This window comes from Pseudomonas sp. HTZ2 (genome assembly GCF_033173945.1).
Lineage (GTDB): Bacteria > Pseudomonadota > Gammaproteobacteria > Pseudomonadales > Pseudomonadaceae > Aquipseudomonas > Aquipseudomonas guariconensis.
Genome location: NZ_CP137332.1, coordinates 4,430,095 through 4,452,836, shown reverse-complemented (window position 1 = coordinate 4,452,836; position 22,742 = coordinate 4,430,095). Strand labels below are relative to the sequence as shown.

General features: G+C 62.4%; 20 protein-coding genes. 12 read left to right on the top strand and 8 right to left on the bottom strand.

Annotated elements, in window-relative coordinates; genetic code table 11:
• Position 1: 1 nt before the first annotated feature.
• Genes lexA through R6G97_RS20525 form a run of 4 tightly spaced genes read left to right on the top strand, consistent with a single transcriptional unit; the run spans position 2 to position 5,741 of the window.
• A complete protein-coding gene (gene lexA, locus R6G97_RS20540; RefSeq protein ID WP_043215574.1) occupies positions 2-619 on the top strand; it encodes a transcriptional repressor LexA in 618 nt (205 codons plus the stop codon).
• Positions 619-1,239, top strand: coding sequence for a translesion DNA synthesis-associated protein ImuA (gene imuA, locus R6G97_RS20535; RefSeq protein WP_317847433.1), 621 nt, complete (start codon positions 619-621; stop codon positions 1,237-1,239). Before lexA ends, imuA begins: the two co-directional genes overlap by 1 nt.
• 6 nt (positions 1,240-1,245) lie before the next feature.
• Positions 1,246-2,664 (top strand): Y-family DNA polymerase, encoded by a 1,419-nt coding sequence (locus tag R6G97_RS20530; RefSeq protein ID WP_317847432.1) that lies wholly within the window; start codon positions 1,246-1,248, stop codon positions 2,662-2,664.
• On the top strand, positions 2,640-5,741 hold the full coding sequence (locus R6G97_RS20525; protein ID WP_442800209.1) for an error-prone DNA polymerase: 3,102 nt from the start codon (positions 2,640-2,642) through the stop codon (positions 5,739-5,741). The genes R6G97_RS20530 and R6G97_RS20525 overlap by 25 nt, the downstream gene beginning before the upstream one ends.
• Positions 5,742-5,791: 50 nt before the next feature.
• On the opposite strand, the gene R6G97_RS20520 is transcribed toward R6G97_RS20525, so the two are convergent.
• Both R6G97_RS20520 and R6G97_RS20515 read right to left on the bottom strand, forming a co-directional pair.
• Positions 5,792-6,613 carry an aldo/keto reductase gene (locus R6G97_RS20520; protein ID WP_317847430.1) on the bottom strand — a complete coding sequence of 274 codons (822 nt, stop codon included), beginning with the start codon at positions 6,611-6,613 and terminating at the stop codon, positions 5,792-5,794.
• The gene (locus tag R6G97_RS20515) at positions 6,601-7,506 is read right to left on the bottom strand and encodes a LysR family transcriptional regulator (protein WP_317847429.1); all 906 of its coding nucleotides are present in this window, start codon (positions 7,504-7,506) and stop codon (positions 6,601-6,603) included. Before R6G97_RS20515 ends, R6G97_RS20520 begins: the two co-directional genes overlap by 13 nt.
• 119 nt (positions 7,507-7,625) lie before the next feature.
• Between R6G97_RS20515 and R6G97_RS20510 the strand changes: the two genes are divergently transcribed.
• From R6G97_RS20510 to R6G97_RS20490, 5 genes are all read left to right on the top strand, one after another.
• Positions 7,626-8,324, top strand: a complete 699-nt coding sequence (locus R6G97_RS20510) for a CoA transferase subunit A (protein ID WP_043215587.1) — start codon at positions 7,626-7,628, stop codon at positions 8,322-8,324.
• A 35-nt stretch (positions 8,325-8,359) separates the two neighbouring features.
• A complete protein-coding gene (locus tag R6G97_RS20505; protein WP_070572443.1) occupies positions 8,360-9,016 on the top strand; it encodes a CoA transferase subunit B in 657 nt (218 codons plus the stop codon).
• Between the two features lie 157 nt (positions 9,017-9,173).
• Positions 9,174-10,592 carry a short-chain fatty acid transporter gene (locus R6G97_RS20500; RefSeq protein ID WP_090342507.1) on the top strand — a complete coding sequence of 473 codons (1,419 nt, stop codon included), beginning with the start codon at positions 9,174-9,176 and terminating at the stop codon, positions 10,590-10,592.
• Between the two features lie 154 nt (positions 10,593-10,746).
• Positions 10,747-11,784 (top strand): lectin MOA-related protein, encoded by a 1,038-nt coding sequence (locus R6G97_RS20495; protein ID WP_139205731.1) that lies wholly within the window; start codon positions 10,747-10,749, stop codon positions 11,782-11,784.
• Between the two features lie 30 nt (positions 11,785-11,814).
• Positions 11,815-12,594 carry a helix-turn-helix transcriptional regulator gene (locus R6G97_RS20490; protein WP_090342518.1) on the top strand — a complete coding sequence of 260 codons (780 nt, stop codon included), beginning with the start codon at positions 11,815-11,817 and terminating at the stop codon, positions 12,592-12,594.
• A gap of 2 nt (positions 12,595-12,596) precedes the next feature.
• Here the strand turns inward: R6G97_RS20490 and R6G97_RS20485 are convergent, their stop codons facing one another.
• Positions 12,597-13,181: a LysE family translocator gene (locus tag R6G97_RS20485; RefSeq protein WP_317847428.1), complete on the bottom strand. Its 585-nt coding sequence runs from the start codon at positions 13,179-13,181 to the stop codon at positions 12,597-12,599.
• Positions 13,182-13,429: 248 nt separating this feature from the next.
• Between R6G97_RS20485 and R6G97_RS20480 the strand changes: the two genes are divergently transcribed.
• Positions 13,430-15,001: a TerC family protein gene (locus tag R6G97_RS20480; protein WP_043215005.1), complete on the top strand. Its 1,572-nt coding sequence runs from the start codon at positions 13,430-13,432 to the stop codon at positions 14,999-15,001.
• On the opposite strand, the gene rarD is transcribed toward R6G97_RS20480, so the two are convergent.
• Together rarD and R6G97_RS20470 are read right to left on the bottom strand one after the other, a co-directional pair.
• Entirely contained in the window at positions 14,964-15,851 is an 888-nt protein-coding gene (gene rarD, locus R6G97_RS20475) for an EamA family transporter RarD (protein WP_043215003.1), read from the bottom strand. The genes R6G97_RS20480 and rarD overlap by 38 nt on opposite strands.
• Before the next feature lie 33 nt (positions 15,852-15,884).
• The gene (locus R6G97_RS20470; RefSeq protein WP_043215001.1) at positions 15,885-17,471 is read right to left on the bottom strand and encodes an EAL domain-containing protein; all 1,587 of its coding nucleotides are present in this window, start codon (positions 17,469-17,471) and stop codon (positions 15,885-15,887) included.
• Between the two features lie 308 nt (positions 17,472-17,779).
• Between R6G97_RS20470 and hppD the strand changes: the two genes are divergently transcribed.
• Positions 17,780-18,856: a 4-hydroxyphenylpyruvate dioxygenase gene (hppD, locus tag R6G97_RS20465; protein WP_043214998.1), complete on the top strand. Its 1,077-nt coding sequence runs from the start codon at positions 17,780-17,782 to the stop codon at positions 18,854-18,856.
• An 18-nt stretch (positions 18,857-18,874) separates the two neighbouring features.
• On the opposite strand, the gene R6G97_RS20460 is transcribed toward hppD, so the two are convergent.
• Positions 18,875-19,681, bottom strand: coding sequence for a CSS-motif domain-containing protein (locus tag R6G97_RS20460; RefSeq protein WP_317847427.1), 807 nt, complete (start codon positions 19,679-19,681; stop codon positions 18,875-18,877).
• A gap of 129 nt (positions 19,682-19,810) precedes the next feature.
• Positions 19,811-20,500: a type 1 glutamine amidotransferase domain-containing protein gene (locus R6G97_RS20455; RefSeq protein ID WP_182940914.1), complete on the bottom strand. Its 690-nt coding sequence runs from the start codon at positions 20,498-20,500 to the stop codon at positions 19,811-19,813.
• Between the two features lie 154 nt (positions 20,501-20,654).
• Here R6G97_RS20455 and R6G97_RS20450 point away from each other — a divergent pair, with 154 nt between their 5' ends.
• Positions 20,655-21,092, top strand: a complete 438-nt coding sequence (locus R6G97_RS20450; protein WP_043214990.1) for a nucleoside deaminase — start codon at positions 20,655-20,657, stop codon at positions 21,090-21,092.
• Here the strand turns inward: R6G97_RS20450 and R6G97_RS20445 are convergent, their stop codons facing one another.
• Complete coding sequence (locus tag R6G97_RS20445; RefSeq protein WP_317847426.1) at positions 21,093-22,697, bottom strand: ATP-binding protein; 1,605 nt, start codon at positions 22,695-22,697, stop codon at positions 21,093-21,095.
• Positions 22,698-22,742: the final 45 nt, after the last annotated feature.

Genomic DNA, 22,742 nt, shown 5'->3' with positions numbered 1-22,742 from the left:
AATGTACTCCATGGATAACATGACCCCCAAACGCCGCGCCATTCTCGAATTCATCCGCGAGCGCATCGCCGATCACGGCCAGCCCCCCAGCCTGGCCGACATCGCCCAGCGCTTCGGTTTTGCCTCGCGCAGCGTGGCGCGCAAGCACATCACCGCCTTGAGCCAGGCCGGCTTCATCGACGTGACACCTAACCAGGCCCGCGGCATCCGGCTGGCCGAGCCGCTGCGTCGGCCCGAGATCCTCGAAATCCCGGTGCTTGGCCAAGTGGCGGCGGGCGCGCCGATCGGTCCCGACCTGGACATCCACGAGCAGCTGTTGCTCGACCCCAGCCTGTTCCGTCGTACGCCCGACTACCTGCTCAAGGTGCGCGGCGACTCGATGATCGACGACGGCATTTTCGATGGCGATCTGGTCGGCATCCGCCAGCAGGGCGAGGCCCGCGACGGGCAGATCGTGGTCGCCCGCCTGGATGGCGAGGTGACCATCAAGCGCCTTCAGCGCATCCCCGGAGGCTATCGCCTGCTGCCACGCAACCCTGCCTATGCGCCAATCGATGTGGCGTCGGGTCGGGATTTCGTCATCGAAGGCGTGTTCTGTGGCCTGCTGAGGCGTGACTGATGGGCGCGGTAGTCGACCTCGATCGCCTGCTTGACCAGCGTCGGATCTGGCGCGGGCGCCAGGTCCAGGCACGGCCTCAGGGCCTGCAGCCTACCGGCCATGCCTCGCTCGACGATCGGCTGCCCGAAGGCGGCTGGCCGGCTGCTGCACTCACGGAACTGCTGCTGGCCAGTCCTGGCTGCGGTGAGCTGCAATTGCTCTGGCCAAGCCTGGCGCGCCTGACCGGTGAAGGCGGCCGGGTGGTGCTGGTGGCACCACCGTTCATTCCCTATGCGCCGGCCTGGCAGGCGGCCGGTGTCGACCTGCGCTGGTTGGCCCAGGTCGAGGCCCCTGCGGCCGAAGTCTTGTGGGCCGCCGAGCAGTGCCTGCGCTCCGGCAGTTGCGCGGCCGTGCTGTGCTGGCCTGGGCGTGCCGATGACCGAGCCCTGCGGCGCTTGCAGGTGGCTGCCGAGACAGGGCAGGCCCTGGCGTTCGTCTGCCGCGGGCAGCAGGCTTTGCACAATCCTTCGCCAGCAGCCTTGCGTATTGCCATCGACACCCGGCCTGCCCAATGGCGGGTGCTCAAATGCCGTGGCGGCTTGTCGCCGGCAGCGCCCATCGCCTGCCCGGTGCGGAGCTGATGCAGCATGCTGTGGGCGTGTATCGTGTTTCCGCAACTGGCGTTGGACAGCGTCCTGCGTGAGCGTGACGACCCTGGCGCCCCCCTGGTGCTGATCGGCGGGCCGCAGCAGCGGCGGGTGGTGCAATCGGTCAATGCGGCGGCTGCGGCGCTGGGCCTGCGGGCCGGGCAAACCCTCACGACCGCCCGTGCCCTGGCTGATGGCTTCACGTGCGTGGAGGCCGACCCTGCGCGCATCGAGCAGCTCCAGCAGTTGCTCGCCACTTGGGCCTACCGCTTCAGTGGCCAGGTCAGTCGGCACTACCCGCGGGCATTGCTCTTGGAGGTCGGTTCAAGTCTGGGGCTGTTCGGGCCCTGGCCGGCGTTCGAGGCTCGATTGCGTCTGGAGCTGGACGAACTGGGGCTGCGTCACCGTATTGTCCTGGCCACCAACCCGGTGGCCGCGCGCGTGCTCGCCAATGGTCATGACGGCTTGGCAGTGATGACGGTGGAGGATACCCGGGCTGCCCTGGCATGCATGCCTGTCGACAAGATCGGTCTGCCCCCGGAGGCGGCGACGGCGTTCGCCCGCATGGGGCTGCGCCATCTCGGTGAAGTCCTGGCCCTGCCACGCGATGCGCTGGCCCGGCGCTTTGCCGCCCAGGTGCAGGTGCACCTGGACCAGTTGCTCGGCCTGCGCAGCCTGGGCCTGGCCTACCATCAACCAGCGGAGCGCTTCGAGGTGCGGCTGGAGCTGAACTTCGATGTCGAATCGCACCAGGCGTTGTTGTTCCCCTTGCGCCGTCTGCTGAGCGACCTGGCGGTCTTTCTCGCGGGGCGGGACTGCGGCGTCCAGCGCTTCCACCTGTACCTGGAACATGTCCAAGGGCCGGCGACCGAGCTCAAGGTCGGTCTGCTGGCCGCCGAGCGCGATGCTGCCAGGCTGTTCGAGCTGGCACGCGGGCGCTTGGAGTCGCTGCGCATTCCTGCGCCGGTACGTAACCTTCGTTTACTGGCCGAGGACCTGCCACCTTTCGTGCCCCAGCACCAGGCACTGTTCGACCCTCGGGCCCAACAGGCCCAACCCTGGGAGCAGCTGCGCGAACGCCTGCGGGCGCGCCTGGGCGACGATGCGGTCAAGGCGCTGAGCGCCGAAGCCGATCACCGTCCCGAATGCGCTTGGCAGCCGGTGGAGCAGGGGGCCTTGGGCGTATTGCCGGTCGCGCCAGGCAGCCGCCCTGGCTGGCTGCTACCTGAGCCCCAGCCGCTGAGCGAAGCAGGCTTGCGCCGGTTGGGGCGGGCCGAGCGTATCGAGTCGGGTTGGTGGGACGGCGGCGACGTGCGTCGTGACTACTACCGCATAGAGACCCGTGATGGTTTGCAGGGGTGGGCCTATGACGACCTGAGCAAGCCCGGGCAGTTGTGGCTGCAGGGGTGGTTCGCATGAGTGGGTTGGATTACGCCGAGCTGCATTGCCTGTCGAATTTCAGCTTCCAGCGCGGGGCCTCCAGTGCCGACGAGCTGTTCAAGCGGGCCAAGGCCTTGGGTTACCAGGCCCTGGCGATCACCGACGAATGCACCCTGGCCGGCATCGTCCGCGCCTGGCAGGCAGCCCGGCAGGAGGGTGTACGGCTTATCGTCGGGAGCGAAGTACAGCTTCATGGGGGCGCCAAGCTGGTGCTGCTGGTCGAAAGCCTCGAGGGCTACCAGAACCTCTGCGCACTGATCACTCGGGCGCGACGCCGGTCGGAAAAAGGCACCTACCAATTGCTCCGCGAGGACTTGCAAGCCCATTGCCAGGGTCTGCTGGCGCTGTGGGTTGCCCAGCCCGGGGATGCACCGGCCAATGGGCTATGGCTGAAGTCGCTGTTCGGCGAGCGGCTGTGGCTGGCGGTGCACCTGCATCGAGGGTGCGACGATGCCCGGCGTCTGCAACAACTGCACGTCCTGGCGGGCCAGGTGGGGATTCGCGCGGTGGCGTGCGGCGACGTACATATGCATGTCCGGGGCCGGCGCGCCCTGCAGGACTGCATGACCGCAATCCGCCAGCATTGCACCCTGGCAGAGGCCGGCCGCTACCTGTACCCCAATGGCGAGCGTCACCTGCGCACCTTGACCGAGCTTGGCGAGCTGTATCCGCCCGACCTGCTGGCCGAAACCCAGGTCATTGCCCACCGCTGTCGCTTCGGCCTGGATGAGCTGAAATACCAGTACCCCAGCGAAGTGGTGCCGCAAGGACACACCCCCGCCAGCTGGTTGCGCCATCTGTGCCAGTCGCGCTTGCCCGAACGCTGGCCGCAAGGTGTCAGCCGCAAGGCGCTGGACACCTTGGACAAAGAGTTACGACTGATCACCGAACTGGGTTACGAAAGCTACTTTCTCACCGTCTACGACATCGTCGATTTCGCTCGCAAACAGGGCATCCTCTGCCAAGGGCGGGGCTCTGCCGCCAACTCGGTGGTGTGTTTCGTGCTGGGCATCACCGAACTGGACCCGATGGAGCATCGGCTGCTGTTCGAGCGCTTCCTGTCCCGTGAGCGCAACGAGCCGCCGGACATCGACGTGGACTTCGAGCATGACCGCCGGGAAGAGGTCATCCAGTATGTGTTCCGTCGCTATGGCCGTGACCGGGCGGCGCTCACGGCAGTGGTCAACACCTACCATGCCGCCGGCGCGATACGTGATGTGGCCCGGGCCCTGGGGCTGCCGGCCGACCAGGTCGACGCCCTGGCCAAGTGCTGCGGGCGCTGGAGCGACCGCATCCCCGATGCCCAGCGCCTGGCCGAGGCGGGTTTCGAGGCACAGAGCCCTTCGCTGCAACGCATCCTGGTGCTGGCTGGCCAGCTGATCGGCTTTCCCAGGCACCTGTCGCAGCACCCAGGGGGCTTCGTCATCTGCCAGCAGCCGCTGGACCGCCTGGTGCCGGTGGAGAACGCCGCCATGGCGCAGCGCACGGTGATCCAGTGGGACAAAGACGACCTCGACCTGGTCGGCCTGCTCAAGGTCGATGTGCTGGCCTTGGGCATGCTCAGCGCCTTGCGCCGCTGCTTCGACCTGTTGGCCCGTCACCGAGACCGGCACCTGACCTTGGCGACTATCCCCAAGGAAGACCCCGCCACCTACGCCATGATCAGCCGCGCCGAGACCATGGGTGTGTTCCAGATCGAGTCGCGGGCGCAGATGGCCATGCTGCCGCGCCTCAAACCCAAGAAGTTCTATGACCTGGTGATCGAGGTGGCCATCGTCCGGCCCGGGCCGATCCAGGGTGACATGGTCCACCCCTACCTGCGCCGACGCCTGAAGCAGGAGAAAGTGACCTATCCCTCACCCGAACTGGAAGCTGTGTTCGAGCGTACCCTCGGGGTGCCGTTGTTCCAGGAGCAGGTGATGGAGCTGGCCATGATCGCCGCCGACTACACCCCGGGCGAGGCGGACCAGTTGCGCCGCAGCATGGCTGCCTGGAAACGCCACGGCGGCCTGGAGCCGCACCGTGAACGATTGATCAATGGCATGTTGAAGAACCGCTACGAGCGGGCCTTTGCCGAGCGGATCTTCGAGCAGATCAAGGGCTTTGGCAGTTATGGCTTCCCCGAGTCCCATGCCGCCAGCTTCGCCTTGCTCTGCTATGCCAGCAGTTGGCTCAAGTGCCATGAGCCAGCGATCTTCACCTGCGCGCTGATCAATAGCTGGCCCATGGGCTTCTACAGCCCTGATCAGCTGTTGCAGGAGGCGCGTCGCCAGGGCATCGAGGTGCGACCGGTGGACGTGTGCCACAGCGAATGGGACTGCACCCTGGAACCGCACGGTGAGGGCGCGTTGGCGATTCGCCTGGGGTTGCAGCAGATACGCGGGTTCAGCGAGGCCGATGCCCGACGCCTCGAGCAGGCGAGGGCGCGTCAGCCCTGGCGTGATGTCGAGGACTTGTGCTTGCGCGCCGAGCTCGACAGCCGCGCCCGTGCCCGCTTGGCCGATGCCGGTGCTTTGCGTGCTTTGGCTCGCGACCGTCATCAGGCACGTTGGCAGGTGGCGGCCGTGCAGGCGCAGCTGCCGTTGTTCGCCCAGGTGGAGGCTGCGCCAGAAGTGGCGGTGGAGTTGCCGGTGCCGAGCGTGGCCGAGGACCTGTTTGCCGATTACGCCACCCTGGGCACGACCCTAGGGCCACATCCTCTGGCGTTGTTGCGACGAAATCTTCGGGCATTGGGATGTCGCAGCTCTGCCGAGCTGGCGGATGTCGAGCATGGGGACAGCATCGCCGTGGCCGGCGTGGTGGTAGGGCGACAGCGGCCGCAGACCGCCAGCGGCGTGACGTTCGTTACCCTCGAGGATGAGCACGGCATGGTCAACGTAGTGGTCTGGCGTGACCTGGCTGAGCGCCAACGCAGGGCACTGGTCGGGTCGCAACTGCTCAAGGTGAGCGGACGGCTGGAGCAGGAGAAGGGCGTCCGCCACTTGATTGCCCGGCGCCTTGAGGACATCAGCCCCTTGTTGCAGGGGCTGGATGTGCGCAGCCGGGATTTTCACTAGCCTCGAACCCGATCGCGGAGAGCGCCGGGCCAAGCAGCCCCGAAGAACGCTCAGACCATCGCCAGGTGCTGCTTGCGCGTCGGCGCCGGAAATGCCTTGTCGATCGCCTGCAAGTCCTCGTCGGTCAGGCTCAGTTCGCCCGCCGCCGCGTTGAGCCGCACATGCAGTGGCTCCACCGCCTTGGGGATGGCGATGACGCCTTCGTTGCGCGTCACCCAGGCCAGGCTCACCTGGGCCGGTGTGGCCCCATGCCGCTCGGCGATCTCGGCCAGTACCGGGTGTTGCAGCAAACGCCCGGCCTGGGCCAGCGGGCAGTAGGCCATGGTCGGCAATCGATGTGTCTGGCTCCATGGCAGCAGATCGAACTCGATGCCTCGTTGAGCCGGGTTATACAGCACTTGGTTGGTGGTACAGTCGGGATTGTCCAGCTCGAGCAGGTCCTCCAGGTCGAAGTTGGACACGCCCCAGCGACGGATCTTGCCCTGCTCGCGTAGGCGCTCGAAGGCTTCGACGGTTTCCTCCAGCGGATACTGGCCACGCCAGTGCAACAGGTACAGGTCGATGCAGTCGGTACCCATACGCGTCAGGCTCCGCTCGCAGGCAGCGGGAATGCCGCGGCGGCTGGCATTGTGCGGGTAGACCTTGCTGACCAGGAATACCTGTTCTCGGCGTCCGGCGATGGCTTGGCCGACCACCTGCTCGGCGCCACCTTCGGCGTACATCTCCGCCGTGTCGATCAGTGTCAGGCCCAGTTCGATGCCCTGTTGCAGGGCGGCCACCTCGGCGGCCTTGTGTCGTGGGTCCTCGCCCATGTACCAGGTGCCTTGGCCAATGGCCGGGACGCTGGCGTCTGCCAGATTCACGAAACGCATGTCACCTCCTGTGGATCGGTGTGGGAAAGCACGACGTCGAGCAACGCTTGCGCTGCCGTGGAAAGTTTGTGGTCGGCCAGGGCAATGACGCCGATACGGCGCTCCACGCGGGGCTCGACCAGGGCCACGCAGCGCGCGCCGAGCTCCTGCATCTGGTTGATGCACAGCGCTGGCACGGCGCTCACGCCCAGGCCGTTGGTGACCATGCGACCTACGGTCGACAGTTGATGGCTCTCGAACGCCGCAGTCAGTTTGCCGTGGCTGGCTGCTACATTCTGCTCCATCAGCAGACGCACCGCCGAAGGACGCTGCAAGGCAATGAAATCCTGGGCCAGCAGATCCTGCCAGGTGACCTGAGGTTGGCTTGCCAGTGGCGAGTCGGCGGGTACCACCGCCACGAAGCGGTCCAGATAAAGGGGATGAAAACGCAAACCGTCGAGGTTTTCCGGCTCGAAACCGATACCCAGCTCGACGCGGCGATGGCGCACCAGCTCCAGCACCTGTTCGTTGATCACGTCATGCACGGTGACGTTGACCTTGGGGTAGCGCTGGCGGAACACCTTCAGCGAGCGCGGCAGCAGGTTGCCGGCAAAGGCGGGCATGGCCGCCACCGAGACCCGCCCCAATTGCAGGGTGAAGCGCTGGCGTAGCATTTCCTCGGTGTCATCCCAATCTGCCAGCAGGCGCCGGGCCAAGGGCAATAGCACTTCACCTTCGGGGGTGAGGCTGACGCTGCGGGTGGTGCGGGTTAACAGCGCACCGCCGAGGTTGTCCTCCAGGGCCTTGATGGTCAGGCTCAAGGCCGGCTGGGAGACATGCAGATGTTCGCCGGCCTGGGCGAAGCTCTGGTACTTGGCCACGGTGATGAAGGCGCGTAACTGCTTGACGTTCATGACGAACCCGATTTTGTTTTGAAAAAGTTATCAATCGATGACGAAAACAAAATTAACAAATCAGTCGACAGCGGTGAAGATGCCTCCACGGTTCCAACAACTACAAAAGGCGACTGAGCATGGCCGGACTGGACAAGCGCGTAGCAACCTATGAAGAGGCCCTCGCAGGCCTGACCGACAACATGACGGTACTGGCCGGCGGCTTCGGCTTGTGCGGCATCCCCGAAAACCTCATCGCTGAAATCAAGCGCCGCGGCGTCAAAGGCCTGACCGTGGTCTCCAACAACTGCGGCGTCGACGGCTTCGGCCTGGGTGTCCTCTTGGAAGACCGTCAGATCCGCAAGATGATCGCATCCTATGTCGGCGAAAACGCCGAGTTCGAACGCCAACTGCTCAGCGGTGAGTTGGAAGTCGAGCTGACCCCTCAAGGCACCCTGGCCGAAAAGATGCGCGCAGGCGGTGCCGGCATCCCGGCCTTCTACACGGCCACCGGCTACGGCACTCCCGTCGCCGAAGGCAAGGAAGTGCGTGAATTCAAGGGGCGTAAGTACATCCTCGAAGAATCCATCACGGGCGATTTCGCCATCGTCAAGGGCTGGAAAGCCGACCACTACGGCAATGTGGTGTACCGCAACACCGCGCAGAACTTCAACCCGCTGGCCGCCACCGCCGGCAAGATCACCGTGGTCGAGGTCGAGGAGATCGTCGAACCGGGCGTGTTGCTGCCCAGCGAGATCCACACCCCCGGCATCTATGTCGACCGGGTCATCGTCGGCACGTTCGAAAAGCGCATCGAGAAGCGCACCGTCAAGGCCTAACGCGCCGTCCACAGAACAACAAAGAGATCCTGACCATGGCACTGACCCGCGAACAGATGGCGCAACGCGTCGCCCGTGAACTGAAGGACGGTTACTACGTCAACCTCGGTATCGGCATCCCCACCCTGGTGGCCAACTACGTGCCCGCCGACATGGACGTGATGCTGCAATCGGAAAACGGCCTGCTCGGCATGGGCGAGTTCCCCACCGAAGGCACGATCGATGCCGACATGATCAATGCCGGCAAGCAGACCGTCACCGCCCGCCGCGGTGCATCGATCTTCGACTCCGCGCAATCCTTCGCCATGATCCGTGGCGGCCACGTCGACCTTACCGTGCTGGGAGCGTTCGAAGTTGACGTGGAGGGTAACATCGCCTCCTGGATGATTCCTGGCAAGCTGGTCAAGGGCATGGGCGGCGCCATGGACTTGGTAGCTGGTGCCGAGAACATCATCGTCACCATGACCCATGCCTCCAAGGATGGTGAATCCAAGCTGCTGCCGCGCTGTAGCCTGCCGCTGACCGGCGCCGGTTGCATCCGCAAGGTGCTCACCGACCTGGCCTACCTGGAAATCGAAGACGGCGCGTTCATCCTGCGCGAGACCGCCCCGGGGGTCAGCGTGGAGGAAATCATCGAGAAGACCGCCGGCAAGCTGATCGTGCCGGATGACGTGAAGGAAATGACCTTCTAAGAAACATCGGCCCTGTGGGAGCGGGTTTGCCCGCGAAAGCGTCAGTCGAGGCGACACCGTCGCCTGAACGGACGTCTTCGCGGGTGAGTCTGTTCCCACAGGGCTTTGTGCTGCTTCAGTGCTTGAAAATCAAAAAAACAAATAAAAGGAAAATCCCGTGGCCGCTGAAATCCAAGACAGCCGCTCCGCCCGTTTTGCCCTGCGTTGCTCCAATTGGGCCGAACGCTGGTTCCCCGATTCCTGGGTATTCGCCGCCCTGGCCGTTGTGTTGGTGTGCCTGGGCGCGATGGTCATGGGCGCCAAGCCTACCGATACCGCCAAGGCGTTCGGCGATGGCTTCTGGAGCCTGATCCCATTCACCATGCAAATGGCTTTCGTGGTCATTGGTGGTTATGTGGTGGCCAGCTCGCCGCCCGCCGCGCGGCTGATCGACCGCCTGGCCAGGTTGCCGAAGAACGGTCGTTCGGCGGTGTGCTGGGTAGCGCTGATCTCGATGCTCGCATCCTTGCTCAACTGGGGGCTGTCGCTGGTATTCGGCGGTCTGCTGGTTCGTGCCCTGGCCCGGCGCCAGGACCTGAAGATGGATTACCGTGCCGCAGGCGCTGCCGCCTATCTGGGCCTGGGTGCGGTCTGGGCGCTAGGGCTTTCGTCGTCGGCTGCACAGTTGCAGGCCAACCCGGCCAGTCTGCCGCCGTCGATCCTCGCCATTACGGGGGTGATTCCATTCACCGAGACCATTTTCCTCTGGCAATCCGGCGTCATGCTGGCGGCCTTGGTGATCGTTTCGCTGGCCATTGCCTATGCCACTGCGCCAGGGCCGAACAGTGCCCGCACCGCCGAGCAATGCGGCGTCGACCCAAGCTTCAGCGCGGCACCGGTGGCCCAACGCACCCGTCCGGGCGAGTGGCTGGAGTACAGCCCAATACTGACCCTGCTGCTGGTTGCCCTGGCTGGCGGTTGGCTGTACCAAGAATTCGCCACCAAACCTGCGATCACCGCCATCTCCGGCCTGAATACTTACAACTTCCTGTTCATCATGCTCGGCGCCTTGCTCCACTGGCGTCCGCGCAGTTTCCTCGATGCTGTGACCCGCGCGGTGCCGACCACCACCGGGGTGTTGATCCAGTTCCCGTTGTACGGCTCGATCGCCGCGATCCTCACTCAGGTCAAGGGCGTGGATGAACAGACCCTGGCGCACCACATCTCTACGTTCTTCGTGCAGATCGCCTCCCACGACACCTATGCCGTGCTCATGGGGGTGTACTCGGCAGTGCTGGGCTTCTTCATCCCGTCCGGCGGCGGCAAATGGATCATCGAGGCGCCCTACGTGATGCTGGTGGCCAACGACCTGCAGTACCACCTGGGCTGGGCGGTGCAGATCTACAACGCCGCCGAGGCCTTGCCCAACCTGATCAACCCGTTCTACATGCTGCCTCTGCTGGGCGTGCTGGGGCTCAAGGCGCGGGACCTGATCGGCTTTTCATTCGTACAATTGCTGGTGCACGTGCCGTTGGTGCTGGTGTTGCTGTGGGCCCTGGGCACGACTTTGCACTATGTGCCACCGGTCATGCCGTAAGGTTTGCAGAGTGTGGGAAGAGGGCGGTGAGAACCGCCCTTTTTTTGCCTGATGAGTGCGCCTTGTCAGTGGTCTCTGGAATGTTTACCCGCTGATGGCTGGCTCAGGTCTCGCGCATGTTGTCGACTCATTTCAAGTCGACGAGCAATTACCCATGCCCATTCACAAACTTGTCCCCGGTCAACCCGATGATGCCAACAGCCCACTCGTTGGTCAGATATTGCCGCGCCCTGAACCCGTCGAGCCGCCACCGGAGCCTGATACCACCGCCCCGGATTTCACGGCAGAGCTGACCCGTGCGCTGGGCCTTAAGCAGATCAAGGCCACTGACCGCATGGTGCTGCGTGATCAACATGGGCGTGTCCTGTGCGTTCATGCAAAGTCCGATGATTGGGGGTGGGTGTATCTGGGTGAGCCGGAACGATATGGCGCTGAACTAGTGCCGTTGGTGGTGCATCTGGACCCGACCAGTCAAAACCTGTCGATGTCCGCGGAAAAGAAGATGGTCGGCTGGTCCTTCTTCGCCGATGGCAACTCGACCGCTGGAGACTATGTATTCGCGGGGTTCAAGGTTTGGACGGACTATCCGCGCCTGCGTTTCAGGATCAAGCGAAGTGGGACCACAATCGTCAACCATCGACAAATGTTTGCTTTCACGCTGAGCTGTGAAATCGGCAGCACGCGTATGGCCGTGCAGGCGCCTGCTGGTAAGTGGGGGTGGGTTAAGCTGGTGCCTGAAAGCGACGTCTCCGACGATGACCAGCTTCGGTTCTCTTTGCACAAATTGTCGATTCCGCTTGTCAGGGTGAGAGAGTTGATCAAAGCGACCTGGCCCAATACGACTTTGACGTATCAGACGTCCGTGGATTCGTACTACGAGGCCATATCCGCTCAACAAGCGCGCGGCATCTGGGTTGAGTCAGGCCTCAAGTATTTCAAGTACAAGCCAGAGGTGTTCGATTGCGATGATTTCGCCTTGGCCTACAAATCCAAGGCCGCCAAAACGGCGTACTTGGAAAACAATCTGTATCCCTACTCGGTGGGCATCGTATTCGGGCAGAATGCCAAAGGTGCCCATGCGGCGAATCTGTTCATCGACCAATGGCTGCGCCTGCAACTGCTCGAGCCGCAAACCGGCGCTGTTCAGCGTGCATCAGAGTGGGCCTATACGCCGTATCACATCATGTTTTGACGTTTTTCCAGGCGCGATGAGGGCGCAGCGATGATCGAGGTGTCGCGGTTCTGGCGGGATCCGGCTTTACCCTTCGTTGAAGCCCGGCGAGTGGGGGATGGCCGCCAGGTGTGCTATGCGCCCCATTCCCACGAGAGCTTTTCGATTGGCGTTATCACCGGCGGGCGCAGCACCTACGTGACGGGCACCGTACGACGGGAGGTAAGTGCAGGCACCACGGTGCTGATGAACCCCGGAGTGGTCCATACTTGCAACCCCATCAAGGACGAGCCTTGGTCCTACCTGATGCTGTTCGTCGACCTGCCGTGGCTACAGGCCCAGGGCTTTGAACTGCCGTTGGCGACGTACAGCACCTCACCGGTGCTGTACGGCCGGCTGCTTGAGGTCTTTGCCACACTGTTCGATGACCAGTGCGCAGACCGTCAAGCCTGCCTGGCCGCGTTTTTCAGGACATTGCGGGGTGACCTCGACGACGAGCCGACACCGCCGATACAGTTCAATCCCCGATTGGAAGCTGCTGCTGCGTTCATCCGCGCTCATCGGCTCGACCCTTTGACGATCGAAGATATCTGCGCTGCCGTCGGCCTGTCGCGGGCTTACCTGATCCGCGCCTTTGGTCAGCGTTTCGGCCTGACACCCCATGGCTACCTGCTCGACCAACGCGTGCAGCACGCCCGGGCCCAATTACGCCAGGGGCGGGCGATCGCCGAAGTAGCGGCGGAGGCAGGCTTTGCCGATCAGGCGCATCTGCAACGGGCATTCAAGCAGCACCTGGCGGCGACCCCTGGGCATTATCGCTCGGGCCGCTAGGGTCAGCCCAAGGCCAGGTACAACGCGCTGGCGAGCAACAAAGCTGCCAGTGCCCGGTTGAACATGCGCATATGCCCAGGGTTGCCCAGGTACTGGCGAATCACACTGCCGGCCCAGGCCCAACTGGCAATCGAGACGAAGCAGATCGGCCCATAGGTCCAGGCAAACAGCCATAACAAATGCTGCTCACCCCCTGTATAGGCTCCAATGCCTGCCACAGCGGCCAGCCAGGCCTTGGGGTTGAGCCACTGCATGGCCGCGCCATGCCAGGCTGAAGGCGCGTCGTCCTGATGCTCGGTAGTCAACTGGCCATTGTCACAGGCCAGCTTCCAGGCCATGTACAGCAAGAAAAGCACCCCGCCACCATGCAGCAAGCGGCCCAGCAACGGCCAGCGCAGCAGCAGTTCATGCAGGCCCAGGCCAACCAGCACCAACAACAGGCAAAAGCCCAGGGTCGCTCCGGCGGCATGGCCAAGGCTTGCGCGCAGGCCATGGCGAGCGCCACTGCCTAGGGCAACGATGTTGACCGGGCCGGGTGAAATGGACGCCGCCAGAGCGAAAGCAGCCATGGACAGGGACAGGCTCATGAGAAATATTCCTTGAGTGGTGGGACGCACCATCGTGGCCGAAGGGGGCAGGCAGGGTATTGAAGAAAAGTTCCCTACAGCTTTTGTAATAGTTTCACCCTGTCAGAAAAAGCCGCGGTGACTGTAGGATCAACATCCCAATTAGCCATCAAGGTCACCATGAGCACCTTCTCGGAGCCCCCCAGTCTCTGGCCATATCGGCCTTCCTTCCCACGTCCCTGTGACGCCTCCCGCATGAGTACTTCGCAATGGAATGGCTAGCCGATCCTACGGCCTGGCTGGGCCTTGCCACGCTTATCGTGCTCGAACTGGTGCTGGGCATCGACAACCTGGTGTTTATCGCCATCCTGGCCGACAAGCTGCCGCCGCATCAGCGCGACCGTGCGCGGGTCATTGGCCTGAGCCTGGCCTTGATCATGCGTCTGGGCCTGTTGGCCAGCATTTCCTGGATGGTCACCTTGACCGCGCCATTGTTCGAGGTGCTGGGCAAGAGTTTTTCGGGTCGTGACTTGATCATGCTGTTCGGTGGTGTGTTCCTGTTGTTCAAGGCCACCATGGAGTTGCATGAGCGTTTGGAAGGGCATGTGGTGCAGACCAACGGCGCTACCCGGCATGCGGCGTTCTGGCCCATCGTGGCGCAGATCGTGGTGTTGGATGCGGTGTTCTCCCTCGACGCGGTGATTACCGCAGTGGGTATGGTCGAGCATTTATCGGTGATGATGATCGCAGTGATCTTCTCCATCGGCATCATGATCGTCGCCAGCAAGCCCCTGACCCGCTTCGTCAATGCCCACCCCACGGTGATCATGCTGTGCCTGGGCTTCTTGATGATGATCGGCTTCAGCCTGACAGCCGAGGGCCTGGGCTTCCACATTCCGAAAGGCTACCTGTACGCGGCCATCGGCTTCTCGTTGCTGATCGAGCTGTTCAACCAGTTGGCGCGTGCGCGTCGCAAGCGCAGCTTGCAACAGCATCGACCGCTGCGCGAGCGAACTGCCCATGCCGTCCTACGGCTGATGGGCGGGCGCCGGGTGGAGGCGGACGAAGTGGGCGATGAGATCGCCGATCTGGTCGAAGGCGGTGGTGAACAGGTGGTCTTCGACCGTCGCGAGCGGGTGATGATCAGTGGCGTGCTGAATCTGGCCGAGCGGCCGATCCGCACCGTGATGACCGTGCGCGTCAAGGTGGATGCCATCGACCTGGCCCTGCCTGCCGATGCCATCGCCCAAGCGCTGGCCCACTCGCCCTATTCACGTCTGCCGCTGATCCGTGATGGGCGGATCGAAGAGCCGTTGGGCTTCGTGCACAAGAAAGAACTGCTCAAGGAATTGCTGTCCGGTGGGCGACCTGACCTGGAGCGCCTGGCACGTGCGCCGCTTAACCTGCTGGAGAGCTTCAGCATCCTCAATGCCTTGGAGCAGATGCGCGCACATTCCACGCATATCGCCTTCGTGGTCAATGAGTTCGGTGACTTCACAGGCTTGCTGACCATGACCGACATCCTTGAGTCGATCGCCGGAGAACTGCCTGACGCCAGTGAAGTGACTGGGCCAGGCATCGTCGAAGAGGGCGGGGCGTTTGTGGTCAGCGGTGCGTTGAACCTGAGCCAAGTACAGGCGCGTACCGGTTTCAGCGCCCGCGCTACCGAGGATTACCAGACCCTCGCGGGTCTGGTCATGAGCTTGCTGGATCGTCTGCCGGTGGTCGGTGATCGTCTGGCCTGCGATGGCTGGACGCTGACGGTGATGGCAGTGGAGGAGCGCAGGGTGCGCCAGGTTCGCCTTACACCGAGCGACGACGCTGGCGTAGCAGGTGCTTGAAGCCTTCAAGCACCAGCACCAGCACTGCGGCCCAGATCGGCAGGTAGGTCAGCCACTGGTCAGGGCCGATGGTCTCGCCCAGCAGCAGGGCTACGCCGACCAACAGCACCGGCTCCACGTAGCTGAGCAGCCCGAACAGACTAAATGGCAGCAAGCGGCTGGCCAGCACGTAGGCGATCAGGGCTGAGGCGCTGATCGCGCCGAGCAACGGGATCAAGCCATAGAGGCCCGGATGTTCGGCCAAGTCGGCCGGCGTGAGCGGGCGCTGCATCACGAAGTACAGCGCCCACGGCAGTAACAGGAACATGTCGCACCACAAACCGCCCAGGTGATCGGTGCGGCAGCGCCGACGCAGGACGAAGTAGATTGGGTAGCCAATGGTCACCACCAGGGTTTCCCAGGCAAAGCTGCCATTCTGGTACAGCTCATGCCCCACGCCCAGGACGGCGCACGCTACCGCAACTTTTTGCAGGCGCGAAAGGCGCTCGCCATAGACCAGTCGACCAGTCAGGACCATGGCCAGCGGCAACAGAAAGTAGCCCATGGAAACCTCCAGGCTGCGCCCATGCAAAGGCGCCCAGAGGAACAGCCATAGCTGCACGCCCATCAGCCAGGACGTGCCGATCATCCCCAGTAGCAATGTCGGCGTTTGTTTGACCCGAGCGAGCAAGCCACCGACCAGTTTCCAGTCCTTGGTGGCCAGCATGAACAGGGTGAGGCAGGGGAGCGTGAGCAGCGTGCGCCAGCCGAAGATCTCCTCGCCATCCAGTGGAGCCATCAGGGAGGTATAGAAATACATCACGGCGAACAGACAGGACGCCATGACGGACGAAACGATGCCTTTTGACACGAATGCCTCTGTTAATGGATATGAGCGTGTGGATCAGTTGGGCATGATCTCAGGCCGTATGCTGTGCGGCAACCGCGAGCTCCCCGGGCGGGCGGCCAGGGCTTGGAGGAAGTCGTCCACAGGCATCGGTCGGCCGAACAGGTAGCCTTGCTGGAAGCCTACCTGGTGCCGGGCCAGGTAATCGCGTTGAACCTCGGTCTCGACTCCTTCGGCCACGATGCCCAGGCCCAGCTTGCCTGAGAGTTCGATGATGGTGTCGAGAATGTGCTGGGACAACGCGTCGCCGCCGATCATGGCCACGAAACTCTGGTCGATCTTCAGGTAGTCGACCTTGAACTGGCGCAGGTAGTTGAGGCTCGACTGGCCCGTGCCGAAGTCGTCCAGAGCGATCATCACTCCCATGTCATGAAGTTTCTCGAACAACTCCAGGGTAATGGGGGTGGCTTCGATCAGCTTGCGCTCGGTCAGCTCCAAGGTCAGCACCACGCGCCCCGGCGGGAAGTGCTGGAGGAAGGTGCGGCAATCATCCAGCAACTCCAAGTCGCGGCAATGATCGGCGGTAATGTTGATGCCTATGTGAAATCCATCCTCCAGCAGTGCGGCATACGGCGCCAGGGCCTGGGCGGTACGCAGCATCAAAGCGCGGGTCATGGGGACGATCAGGCCGCTGTGCTCGGCATAGGGAATAAAAAGGTCGGGACGCACCAGGCCTTCGCGTGGGTGGTCCCAACGCATCAGGACTTCGACCCCAGCCCAGCGGTAGTCGTCCTTGCGCACCACGGGTTGGAAGTATGGGAGGAATTCATCGGCCTCCAGGGCTCGGCTAAGTTCGGCTCGAGGCGACGAGGCACGCCGTATCTGCCAGTGGCAGACGATGCCGGCGAGGACGCCGAGCAATAGCAACAGACTGAGCAGGGCCGGATAGTGTTCGGAGACGAACTGGACTTTCTTCCCTGTTCCATAGCCGCCATGAACGCTGAACGGGTAGCGGATCGATGCCTGTACCGAGGGTGCGATGGCCGCTGCTGGCGGCGTGCCTTTGTGTACCACACCGTCCTTGCCCATCCAGTGGTCGCCGACCTGAAGCTGCAGTTCTTCTCCAGAACTGACCCACTGCAGTGCGCTGGTCAGGTGGTCGCCATCGACGGTGGCGATCGCACCGCTGCCAGCGTTGCTGGCGCGATAGGCCAGCAAGGGGTGGTTGGGCGTAACCGAGTTGCCGCTCATCAGCCAGAGGCGACCGTCGGTATAGTCTTGCGCATCTACCGGCTCGTCGAAGTTGCCGAACAGCGAGGAACAATAGAGGGTGTTGTTGTGGAACAGGTTGGTGGAGCGCACAAAGGCGTTCCGGGTGACTTGGCTGCGCAGAGCCAGGTCGATTTCGTCGCAGGGGCGGCCGACCAGCGGCAATAGCTCTTTGGCGGCGTTGGAAATGTTGTCGAGGATATGTTCGACCTGTTCTACCACTTGTCGGGTCGTGGCCTGGCTGGTGTTTTGCAACTCGCGTTGGGCCTGCCAATGCATGATTGCCAGGCCACACAGCAGCGGCAGCGCGCCGACGGCCCAGGGAAGCAGGACTCGCCAGCCCCGACGGGCGGAGCGTTTAACCTTGAAAGGCATGCTGATCTAATCTGATGAAAAACAATGGGCAGAGGATAGCCGTTTGTCGGCCGAAGCGGTGAACTAAAGCGCGACAAATGATTTTACGCACTGTAGAATCCGTTTACGAATACAAGAATAAGGTTCTCCGCGTTCCGGAGGATCAAGCCCGCCGAGAATGGGTCCATATGACATATCAAGGGTTCAAACTCATCATTGGTGACTTCCTTGCCCGCAGCGTGCGCGGCATACCCTGCTCGCCACCACGCCTGTCCGACATCCAAAGCACCTGATTTCACTGTTTTTCGCTTATAGATGAGGACACCAACATGGCTGATATCTTCGACAACCCGATGGGTCTGATGGGCTTTGAGTTCATCGAATTCGCTTCCCCCACCCCAGGCGTTCTGGAGCCGGTCTTCCAGATGCTGGGTTTCACCAAGGTGGCTACCCACCGTTCCAAAGATGTGCACCTGTATCGTCAGGGCGGCATCAACCTGATCCTGAACAACGAACCCAAGAGCATCGCCTCGTACTTTGCCGCCGAGCACGGCCCATCGGTCTGCGGCATGGCATTTCGTGTTCGCAATGCCCACGAAGCCTACGCCCGCGCCCTGGAGCTGGGTGCGCAGCCGGTCGAAATCGAAACCGGTCCAATGGAGCTGCGTCTGCCAGCGATCAAAGGTATTGGCGGAGCGCCGTTGTACCTGATCGACCGCTTCGAAGAAGGCAGCTCGATCTACGACATCGACTTCAAGTTCATCGAGGGCGTTGACCGCAATCCGAAAGGTGCGGGCCTCAAACTCATCGACCACCTGACCCATAATGTCTATCGCGGCCGTATGGCCTACTGGGCCGGTTTCTACGAGAAACTGTTCAACTTCCGCGAGATCCGCTACTTCGACATCAAAGGTGAATACACCGGCCTGACCTCGCGTGCCATGACGGCGCCCGATGGCATGATCCGTATTCCGCTGAACGAAGAATCGTCCAAGGGCTCGGGGCAGATCGAAGAGTTCCTGATGCAGTACAACGGTGAGGGCATCCAACACGTGGCCTTCTTCACCGATGACCTGATCAAGACCTGGGATGCCCTCAAAGGTTATGGCATGCGCTTCATGACCGCGCCTCCACAGACCTACTACGAAATGCTCGAAGAGCGCCTGCCAGGTCATGGCGAGCCAGTCGACGAGCTGCAGGCCCGTGGCATCCTGCTCGACGGCTCTTCCGAGGCGGGCGACAAGCGTCTGTTGCTGCAGATCTTCTCCGAGACCCTGCTCGGCCCAGTCTTCTTCGAGTTCATCCAGCGCAAGGGTGACGACGGCTTCGGTGAAGGCAACTTCAAGGCGCTGTTCGAGTCCATCGAGCGTGACCAGGTTCGCCGCGGCGTCCTGAACGTCGAATAAGGCCCAGGGCACGCTGGGTCATCCCCGGGATGACGCAGCGTGCCTGCCACTGGCACGATTCCTGAAAATTCCCCAATACATCATTGCCCCCGTCAGCAACCCTATCAGGGCGAGTGAGGGGAGTATCTGCAACATCGATTGACGAATCTCCTGGCTGGTATGGCCTTGGGGATAACCTCCCTTGACCGTGTACCCATGCTTGCTCGACATCGCACTGCGAAAGAACTCCGCTTGCGAAGGGCGTTGGGCTTCTCGGCTATCGCCTGCGCTCCACAGGTATGTCTCCCCAAATTCCAACAGCAGCACCAGGCCATCCTGGAACCCGCGTAGTTCGTTGCGCAGCTCCAGGTCGTAGGCGGTGGCAATCACTCCTGGGTTGGCATAGGTCAGACGCAGTTCGACGACCACGTCATTGGGTGTGACCGGCGAGTTGAAGTTGAGCTGCACATGGGCGCTGGGAGTGGAAAAGGCAGGGCTGTAGGACGAAGTGGTTTCGATCGTGCTGCAGTAGGCCTGGCCATCCTGGGTCAGCACCAGCGAGCGAATGCGCGGATCGCCAGCCACCAGCCGTTCGAGCTTCCCCAGAACCTTCGCACAGGGCTGTCCAGCCAGCGGCAGTGCAGTGGAGGCGGCTGTTTGCAAATGGTCCAATACTCGGTCGACGGTGAAGATGGCCTCCTGAACGGACACCAAGGCGTTTTCTTCGAGTTTTCTTTCCAGCTGGTACACCATCACTAGCAGGCCTGACACCATCGGGACCAGTCCGATCGTCAGGACCAGCAGTATCTCGAGCAGGCTGCGGCCTGCGTGAGTGAACCTCGACATCGAAATGTAACCCTCCGACCAGACTGTCCTGAATGGACAGAAGCCGGAAAGATTAACGGGGCAGGTAGCCGGTGGACTGTAGCTGCGATCCGTTTGCGCAGCGGTACATGGCAAAAGACGTTGTCGGAGTCATGCCGGCTTTTTCAGTCGCTCCAGCACCTGTTGCGCTACCTGCCGGCTCGAGGCCGGATTCTGCCCGGTGATCAGCCGGTCGTCGCTGACGACGAAGGCAGCCCAAGGGTCCTCGTGCTTGCTGTATTTGCCGCCACGGGCGACCAGTTCGTTTTCCGTCAGGAACGGAACGACCTTGTCCAACTCGGCGAGTTTCTCCTCGGTGTTGGAGAACCCGGTGACCTGTCGCCCCCTGACCAACAAGCTGTTGTCACTGAGCTTGATGTTGAGCAAGCCGACCACGCCATGGCACACCGCAGCCACCACCCCTCCGGCCTCGTAGATGCGTCGGGCCAGTTCCTGCAGCGGCGCGTTGTCGGGAAGGTCCCAGACCACGCCATGGCCGCCGGCGTAGTAGATCGCGCAATAACTGTCGGCCTTGACTTGGCCGGGAGAAAGGGTGCTGCCCAGGCGATTCATGAAGGCTTTGTCGTCATACCACTGCCAATCGAGCTCGGGCGCCATTTGCAGGCTGTGGGGATCGATCGGTACATAGCCCCCGGCGGGGCTGACGTAGTCGACGGCATAGCCGGCCTTCTGGACCTCGTCGACAAAGTGCACCGCTTCGCCCAGCCACAGACCGGTGGCGCGCCGCAGCGTTGGATATTTCGCCGTATTGGTCAGCACAACCAGGATTTTCTTGCTCATGACCACACTCCCAGCGCCAGCAAAGGGCCCGGATCTGCCCGGGGCAGAAGAAAACCTAATGAGCATAGACGCCCATGGCGGGAAAGCCACGGCCCGGCGCGTGTGCTAGCCTGCTCGGCAGACCGTCGAGCATGGCGGCATGACAGGAGGCAGTATGGACACATTCATGCAGGCGGCCATCGATGAGGCGCGCCAAGGACTTGCCGAAGGGGGCATCCCCATTGGCTCGGTGCTGGTTCATGAGGGGCGGATCATCGGGCGTGGGCATAACCGCCGGGTGCAATGCGGCAGTGCCATCCTGCACGGCGAGATGGATGCCCTGGAACGGGCCGGTCGCCAAAACGCGCAGGTCTACCGCGAGGCTACGCTGTACACGACGCTGTCGCCTTGCCCGATGTGCAGTGGCGCCATCTTGCTCTATGGCATCGGCCATGTGGTGGTGGGAGAGAACCGCACGTTCATGGGTGAAGAGCAATTGCTGCAAAGCCGGGGAGTACGCGTAGAAGTGCTGCAGGATGCCTCGTGCGAGCAGATGATGCGCGACTTCATCGAAAACCATCCAGCGCTGTGGAATGAAGACATCGGTCGTTGATCAGGCCTCGCCGAGCATCTGCATGACCCGGGCCTGCAACTGGCTCAGTTCGAACGGTTTGCAGATCAGCTGCATGCCGGGGTCGAGAAAGTCGTCGCGAGCCATGGCGGTCTCGGCATAGCCGGTGATGAACAGCACCTGCAGGCCAGGCCGCCGTTTACGGGCGATCTGCGCGAGTTGACGACCGTTCATTCCTGGTAGCCCTACATCACTGATCAGCAAAGCAAACTGCCTTGGCGAGTTCAGCAGTTGCAGGGCTTCATCGGCATTGCAGGCCGCCTGACAGGGGAAACCCTCTTCGCGCAGCGCCTGGAAAACCAGGTTTCGTACATGAGGATCGTCCTCGACGATCAGCACATCACGATTGCCGTCGACGGCTTTCATGGGGTGCGTATCTGTCTTGGGCTTTGCCTGGCCGCGATAGCGTGGCAGGTAAAGGTCGACCTGGGTACCGTGTCCAATCTGGCTGTGCAGCACCACATGGCCGTGAGACTGTTTGCTGAAACCGTAGACCATCGACAGGCCCAGGCCGATACCCTGACCGATCGGTTTGGTGCTGAAGAACGGCTCGAAGGCACGTTCAAGGGTGCCTTGCGACATGCCATGGCCGGTGTCACGGATGCTCAGGCGCAGATAGTCGCCATCGGACAGTCCACCGCCGCTGAAACAGGCATCGTCGATATGCTGATTGCTGGCTTCGATGTCGAGCTGACCACCGCTTGGCATGGCTTCGCAGGCGTTTAGTACCAGGTTGTCCAGTACTTCACGCAATTGCATCTCGTCTGCCTCGACCAACCAAAGATTCGTTGGCAGGATCAGCTGCAACATCACGGATACGTTGAGCTTGGCTTGCAGGGATTCTCGCTGGAGCAGGCTGCGCAGATCGATGATTTTTCGTTGCAAGGACTGCCGAGAAGAGAACGCCAGCAACTGATGGGTGAGGCGAGCGGCGCGTGCCACGGCTTCGCGTCCCATGCGCAGTACGCCTCCCAACTGCTCCGTACGTCCTTGGAGCAAGCGCTTTTCGATCAGTTCGAAGCTGCCGCCGATGCTGGTGAGCAAGTTGTTGAAGTCATGAGCGATGCCGCCAGCCAGCTGGCCTACGGCGTCCATCTTCCGGGTCTGGCGCCATGCCCGATCCTCCTCCTTAGGCCGTTGCCGTTGGTCATCGAGGCGCTGTTGCAGTTCGCACAGGCGGTCACGGGCACGGTACTGCCGGCGCCGTGCATGCAGGGCCACCTGGCTCATCTGAAGGAGCTGGGTATCGTCGACAGGCGATGGCAATTGCAGCAGATGGCCCAGTCGTGAGGTGGGAGGGTCGGTACCTGAAGGGGGGGTATCGAGCAGCAGCAGAACAGGCAGGTCCGACCACACCGGTTGTTGGTCGATGAACACTTGCAGTGGCGATTGCGGGTCTGTCGGCAGCGTGCTGTTGGCGGCAATCAGTAGGCCTACACCTTCGGCCAGCCATTCGCCCAGGCGCGTGACATTGTCGGTGCACAGGCACACGAAGCCTGCACCTGTCAGCAGGCGAGACATCTGCGCAGCGATCTGCGCGGGCCCCAGGATGAGAGCCCGTTCGTCTATGAGCACCGCAGCGGCCAAGGGATTCTCCTGACTCTGGTCACCGATACCCACTGGACCACGAAC